The sequence below is a fragment of the Limnohabitans sp. genome (assembly GCF_044373035.1).
Classification (GTDB): Bacteria; Pseudomonadota; Gammaproteobacteria; order Burkholderiales; family Burkholderiaceae_C; genus Limnohabitans_A.
The window spans coordinates 1-6,098 of sequence record NZ_JBILQU010000132.1 but is presented as its reverse complement, the minus strand read 5'-3'; the positions used below and the strand labels follow the sequence as shown (position 1 = coordinate 6,098).

Annotated in this window: 5 protein-coding genes and 1 pseudogene; 5 read left to right on the top strand and 1 reads right to left on the bottom strand. The window is 61.5% G+C overall.

Going from position 1 to position 6,098, the window contains the following annotated elements:
* The 5 genes and pseudogenes from ACIQ47_RS14095 to ACIQ47_RS14075 form a co-directional block, all read left to right on the top strand.
* Positions 1 to 504: pseudogene (locus ACIQ47_RS14095) on the top strand (indolepyruvate ferredoxin oxidoreductase); the annotation flags it as partial.
* Positions 501 to 2,045 carry an indolepyruvate oxidoreductase subunit beta family protein gene (locus ACIQ47_RS14090; protein WP_396438709.1) on the top strand — a complete coding sequence of 515 codons (1,545 nt, stop codon included), beginning with the start codon at positions 501 to 503 and terminating at the stop codon, positions 2,043 to 2,045. The pseudogene ACIQ47_RS14095 and the gene ACIQ47_RS14090, both read left to right, overlap by 4 nt.
* Positions 2,046 to 2,118: 73 nt before the next feature.
* Positions 2,119 to 3,087 carry a TRAP transporter substrate-binding protein DctP gene (dctP, locus tag ACIQ47_RS14085; RefSeq protein WP_396438708.1) on the top strand — a complete coding sequence of 323 codons (969 nt, stop codon included), beginning with the start codon at positions 2,119 to 2,121 and terminating at the stop codon, positions 3,085 to 3,087.
* Positions 3,084 to 3,614, top strand: coding sequence for a TRAP transporter small permease (locus tag ACIQ47_RS14080; RefSeq protein ID WP_396438707.1), 531 nt, complete (start codon positions 3,084 to 3,086; stop codon positions 3,612 to 3,614). The genes dctP and ACIQ47_RS14080 overlap by 4 nt, the downstream gene beginning before the upstream one ends.
* A gap of 43 nt (positions 3,615 to 3,657) precedes the next feature.
* Positions 3,658 to 4,977: a TRAP transporter large permease subunit gene (locus ACIQ47_RS14075; protein WP_396438706.1), complete on the top strand. Its 1,320-nt coding sequence runs from the start codon at positions 3,658 to 3,660 to the stop codon at positions 4,975 to 4,977.
* Here the strand turns inward: ACIQ47_RS14075 and ACIQ47_RS14070 are convergent.
* Positions 4,974 to 6,098: DEAD/DEAH box helicase (locus ACIQ47_RS14070; RefSeq protein WP_396438705.1), on the bottom strand; the 1,125-nt coding region annotated here is incomplete at its 5' end. The two genes, ACIQ47_RS14075 and ACIQ47_RS14070, sit on opposite strands and share 4 nt — an antisense overlap.

The following is a 6,098-nucleotide window of genomic DNA, read 5'->3' as shown; positions in this document are numbered from 1 at the left end:
TGGGTCAAGACGGTCACCAACACCTACAGCCTGGACCAAATGCGCCAAGCCCTGCGTGACGCCCTGACCACGAAACAACAAGGCCCCAAGGTCATCGTGGCGCAAAGCGAGTGCATGCTCAACCGCCAGCGGCGCGTCAAGCCGCTGATTCGCCAGCGCATCCAAAAAGGCGAGCGCGTGGTGCGTGAGCGCTTTGGCATTGACCCCGACACCTGCACCGGCGACCACTCCTGCATTCGATTGTCGGGCTGCCCCTCGCTCAGCATCAAACCCAACCCCGACCCGCTGCGCCAGGACCCCGTGGCGGCCGTGGCCGACAGCTGCGTGGGCTGCGGCCTGTGCGGCGAGGTCGCGCACGCTGCGGTGCTCTGCCCCTCGTTTTACCGGGCCGAGATCATCAACAACCCCAACGCCTGGGACCGCTTCAAACAAGGCCTGCGTGAGCGTGTGATCGGCTGGCTGCAAAACCGCATTGAACGTCGCCTGGAAGGCATTGCCGCATGACCGACAACGCCCCAACCCCAAGCATCATCAGCCTGGCCATTTTGGCCATGGGCGGCGAAGGCGGTGGCGTGCTGGCCGACTGGCTGGTCGACCTGGCTGAACAAAACGGCCACTGGGCACAGACCACCTCGGTGCCTGGCGTGGCGCAGCGCACCGGGGCCACCATTTATTACATCGAGATGTACCCGCAATCGGCATCGCCTACAGGGCAAATGCCCGTGATGGCGCTCAGCCCGTTTCCGGGTGAAGTCGACATCGTGCTGGCCTCCGAATTGATGGAAGCCGGTCGCGCGCTGCAACGCGCGCTGGTAGACCCGAAAAAAACCACCTTCATCGCGTCTTCGCACCGCGTCTATTCCATGACCGAACGCACCGCCATGGGCGACGGACGTGTGGACGCGGCCAAGCTGTTGGCAGGAGCGCAGGCTGCGGCACGGCAGTTCATCAGCGCCGACTTTGCCCAACTGGCCGAGCAAACCGGCAGCCTGATTGCGCCCGCTTTGTATGGGGCACTGGCGGCCAGCCAGCGCCTGCCGTTTTCAAGGGCGCAATTCGAAGCCACCATCGAGCGCAGCGGTGTGGGCGTCAAAACCAGTCTGAAGGCTTTTGCAGCGGGCTTTGATGCGGCCATGCAGGTGCTGCAACCGAGCACGTCCAGCGTGGCCGATGCCAGCCCTGTGACTTTGCCTTTGCACCGCCAAGTCGGCCCTAAGCTGCAGACCCTGGCGCAAAGTCTGGAAGGCGCATTCGCCCCAGCGGCGCACGAGGTCATCGCCTCGGGTTTGACGCGGATGGCCGATTACCAGGACGTGGCTTATGCCACCCTTTATGCGCGGCGTTTGCAAGACATGGCGCACGCCTTAGCGTCGTTAACTCTGACACCGGCTTTGGCCAAAGACATCCTGCGCGAGGGCGCTCGGCACTTGGCCCTGTGGATGACTTACGAAGACACGGTGCGTGTGGCCGATTTGAAAACCCGCCGCTCACGCTTTGCACGCGTGAGCCAGGAAGTGAGCCTGAGCGAAAAGCAGCTGATCGACATCCACGAATTCATGCACCCACGGCTGGAAGAAATTGCCGACACCCTGCCTGCGGGCCTGGGCCGCTGGTTGTTGGGCTCCAAGACTGCCCGCGCCGTGGTCGGCCACTTCACGCAAAAAGGCCGCGTGGTGCAAACCAGTTCCTTGCGCGGTTTTCTACTGCTGTATGGCGTGGCCAGCCTGCGCCGCATTCGCCCGGTGTCTTTGCGTTACCAAACAGAGCAACAACGCATCGAAGCGTGGTGGGCAAACGCCATGAACTTGTTACCTGGCCACGCGGACCTGGCCCTGGAGGTGCTGCGCGGACAACAATTGGTCAAAGGTTATGGCGACACCCATGCACGGGGCTGGCGTCATTTTGAAAAAATCATGACCACTTTGCCTCGCCTGCAGCAACTGCCCGATGCGGCCAACCGCCTGAGCGCTTTGCGCAAAGCAGCCTTGGCCGACGACAGTGGCCAGGCGCTCGATCAGGCCGTGCAGCAACTGGCACCTGCGTGACCCCCGCAACGTGGCAAACAAGACTACCCTACAAATTCCCCATCGACCCGCAACCACAACAGGAGACTAGCCCATGAAACGACGTTTACTCACCCAGGCCACCGCACTGGTTTTGGCGCTCGGCGCCAGCTCGGCCACGCTGGCGCAAGAAGTCACGCTGCGCCTGATCAGCGGTTTTGCCGAAAACGGCATTTACGTGCAACGCCTGCAGCCGTGGATCAACAAGGTCAACGCCGAGGGCAAAGGGGTTTTGCAAATCAACTTCATCGGCGGACCACGCGCCATTCCGTCGTTTGAGCTGGGCAACGCGGTCAAAACCGGTGTGGTCGACATGGCACTCAACACCGGTGCGTTTTACACCAACGTGATGCCTGAGGCCGACTTCCTGAAGTTGACCCAGATCCCTGTGGCCGAGCAGCGCAAAAACGGTGCTTTTGATGCCATCAACAAGGTCTGGAATGAAAAAGGCAACATGCAGTATCTGGCCCGCATGGTGGAGAACCAGCCCTTCCACATCTACACCAACAAGAAGGTCGACAAGCCTGACTTGGCGGGTCAAAAAATCCGCATCACGCCGGTGTACCGCGACTTCTTTCAGGCCCTGAACGCCAGCGTGATCACCACGCCACCGGGCGAGGTCTACACCGCCTTGGAGCGCGGTGTAGTAGACGGTTATGGCTGGCCGATTGGCGGTATTTTCGACTTCAACTGGCACGAGAAAACCAAGTTCCGCATCGACCCGGGTTTCTACGACGCCGAGGTCTCGCTGATCATGAACCTGCCGGCCTACAAAAAGCTCACTGACACGCAGCGCAACTACCTGCAAAAGCAGTTGCTGGCACTGGAGGCCGAGAACACTTTCTGGGCGCGTTACGGGGCTGAAGAAACCGCCCGCCAGACCAAGGCAGGCATTCAGACCATCAGCTTTGATGCCGCCACCACCAAGGCCTTTCGCGACAAGGCATACGACATCGGCTGGGCCGGTGCCGCCAAGCAAAGCCCTGAAGTGGCTGCGCGCTTCAAGGCCCTGTTCTCCAAATGATGCAAGCGCTGTCTGAGCGCTTTGGCCGGTGGCTGTCGGGTCTTGCCCTGTTCGGCTGCCTGCTGCTGCTGGCCATGATGCTCATCATCGTGGCCGATGTGGCGCTGCGCAATTTGGCCATCCCAGGACTGCCGATGGGGCTGTCCTGGAGCAATGAGGTGTCTGAGCTGATGCTGTACCTGATCACCATGTGCGTGGCCCCCTGGCTGCTGCGTCAGGGCCAGCACATTCGGGTGGACATTTTTCTGCAAGCCATTCCGCGCCGCGCTGCATGGGCGCTGGAATGGGTGGGCGATGTGCTGGGCTTGTGCTGCTGCCTGGTGCTGGCCTGGTATGGCGCGCAAGCCACCTGGGCCAGTTATGCGGCGGGGTCTCTCAGCATCAAAACCCTGGTCACGCCCGAGTGGTGGTCGCTCGCGCCTTTGCCGGTGGTGTTTGTGCTGCTGTCCATCGAGATGGTGTTTCGCATGCACCGCCTGCTGCATGCCGAACGCGGTCCGCGCCAAGATGCCGTGAGCGCAGCTTGAACGGGTTCCAAATGTTTTTATTTTTCTCGTCTGGAGTCTGCACATGAGCAGTTGGCCCATCGCAGCCTGGTTGATGTTGGGCGGCTCCACCTTGCTGCTGTTCATGGGCATGCCTGTGGCGCTGACTTTTTTGGGCGTCAACATCATCGGGGCCGTGCTCTACATGGGTGGCGAGCCCGGCTTGGTGCAGCTGGTGCGCAACAGCGTGAGTTCGGTCACGGCTTTTGCGCTCACGCCCATTCCGCTGTTTGTGCTGATGGGCGAAATTTTGTTCCACACCGGTTTGGCTGTGAAAGTGATCGACGGGGTCGAGCGCTTGATCGTTCGCGTGCCTGGACGCTTGGCGGTGGTCGCGGTGGTGGCGGGCACGGTATTTTCGGCCATCTCGGGTTCCACCATTGCCACCACGGCCATGCTGGGGGCCCTGATGCTGCCTGTGATGCTGGCCCGCGGTTACCACCCCACCATGGCCACAGGTCCGATCATGGCCATCGGCGCGGTGGACATGCTGATTCCGCCTTCGGCCCTGACGGTTTTGCTGGGCTCGCTCTCGGGCATCTCGATTTCCAAGCTGCTGCTGGGCGGTGTGGTTCCCGGGCTGCTGTTGTCGGTGGCGTTTGTGGCTTGGATCATTGTGCGCGTGCGCATCAGCCCCCACCTGGCCCCATCCGACACGGATGCCGTTGAACACCATGGATGGGACCGCTGGCAACCACTGTTTGCCTACGTCTTGCCCACCTTGTCGATTTTTGGGGTGGTGGTGGGCGCGCTGGCAGCGGGTTGGGCCACGCCCACCGAGTGCGCGGCGCTCGGCGCCTTTGCCACCATGCTGCTGGCCGCGCTTTACCGCGCCCTGCGCTGGGAAGCAGTGCTCAAAGCGCTCAAGGGCACTGCAGGAATCTCCGGCATGATTTTGTTCATCATTTTGGGGGCCACCACCTTTGCGCAGATTTTGTCTTTTTCGGGTGCCAGCTCAGGTTTGGTGCAGCTCATCACCGAGCAAGGCTTGTCGGCCAACCAGATCCTGATCGGCATGATGGTGTTTCTGATTTTTCTGGGCATTTTTGTTGACCAGGTCAGCATGATGATGATCACCCTGCCGATTTTCATGCCCATCGTGAATGCCCTGGGCATCGACCCGGTGTGGTTTGGCGTGCTGTTCCTCATCTGCATGCAAATGGGTCTGCTCTTGCCGCCCCATGGCTTGCTGCTCATGACCATGCGCGGCGTGGCCCCACCCTCAGTCACCATGACACATATTTTTCTGGCGGTCACGCCTTATCTGGCAATGAGCGTGTTGCTGCTGGTGGCTGTCTTCATGGTGCCGGGCATCGCCACTTGGTTGCCCGGGTGGATGGGTTAAGACCCGTCTTTTGCAGCCGCCGTTCTCAGCTTGTCTTTTTTGCTGGGCCGTGAACCCTTGATGCCGCCGTTGCCGGGCGATGGTGGTGGCGGGGTTTCGGTGGGCTCAAAGCCTGGGATTTGCTCCAAAGCGAGTTCCAGGCTTTCGCGTTTCTGGATCAGCTGCCAATGCGAGAGCGCTGCTGCGGTGACAAAGCTCACCGCGTCGCCGTGCTCCCCCGCTCTGCCCGTGCGGCCGATGCGGTGGGTGTAGTCGGTGGCCGAACGCGGCAGGTCGTAGTTGACCACCACGGGCAGCATGGCGATGTCGATGCCGCGTGAGGCCAGGTCGGTGGTGACCATCACGTCCCAACGGCCGGCCTTGAATTCACTCAGCACCTCTTGCCTTGCCCCCTGGCTCATCTCGCCATGAAACGGCGTGGCAAACACACCCGCTTTGTAGAGCTTGTTCGCCACATGCTCGCAGGCGTAGCGCGTGGCCACAAACACCAGCACCTGTTTCCAGCCGTTTTCGCTGATCAAGTGACGCAGCAAGCTGGTGCGGCTTTTTTCATCCACGCTGATGGCGCGTTGCCTAATGTCGGGCTTGTGGCCTTCAAAGGCCTCCACCGTGATGCGAACCGGCTCACGCAGCAGCTTGGCAGCCAAGGCTTCTACCTCGGGTGCAAACGTGGCCGAAAACAGCAGGGTCTGCCGCTGGGCAGGCAGCAGCGCCAGCACGCGCTGCAGTTCATCGGCAAAACCCAAATCGAGCAGGCGGTCGGCCTCGTCGAGCACCAGGTGCTGCACATCGGCCAGGCGCAAGGCGTTTTGATCAATCAAATCGAGCAAACGGCCCGGCGTGGCCACCACGATGTCGGCACCGCCACGCAGCGCCATCATCTGCGGGTTGACCGAAACGCCACCAAACACGGTGTTCACTTTGAGCGACTGCGGCAGCTTGTACGCCAAGTTGGCCAACACTTCGCCCACCTGTACCGCCAACTCGCGTGTGGGCACCAGCACCAGGGTGCGCACCGGGCGGCGGAAATTGGTCTGGCGCGGCGCGGCCAGCAAGTGCTGCAACAATGGCAGCGCAAAAGCCAGCGTCTTGCCCGAACCGGTGGGCGCAGTGGCCCACAC

Coding starts and splice junctions, on each gene's coding strand:
- ACIQ47_RS14090 (WP_396438709.1), top strand. CDS start 501: ATGACCGACAACGCCCCAACCCCAAGCATCATCAGCCTGGCCATTTTG.
- dctP (WP_396438708.1), top strand. CDS start 2,119: ATGAAACGACGTTTACTCACCCAGGCCACCGCACTGGTTTTGGCGCTC.
- ACIQ47_RS14080 (WP_396438707.1), top strand. CDS start 3,084: ATGATGCAAGCGCTGTCTGAGCGCTTTGGCCGGTGGCTGTCGGGTCTT.
- ACIQ47_RS14075 (WP_396438706.1), top strand. CDS start 3,658: ATGAGCAGTTGGCCCATCGCAGCCTGGTTGATGTTGGGCGGCTCCACC.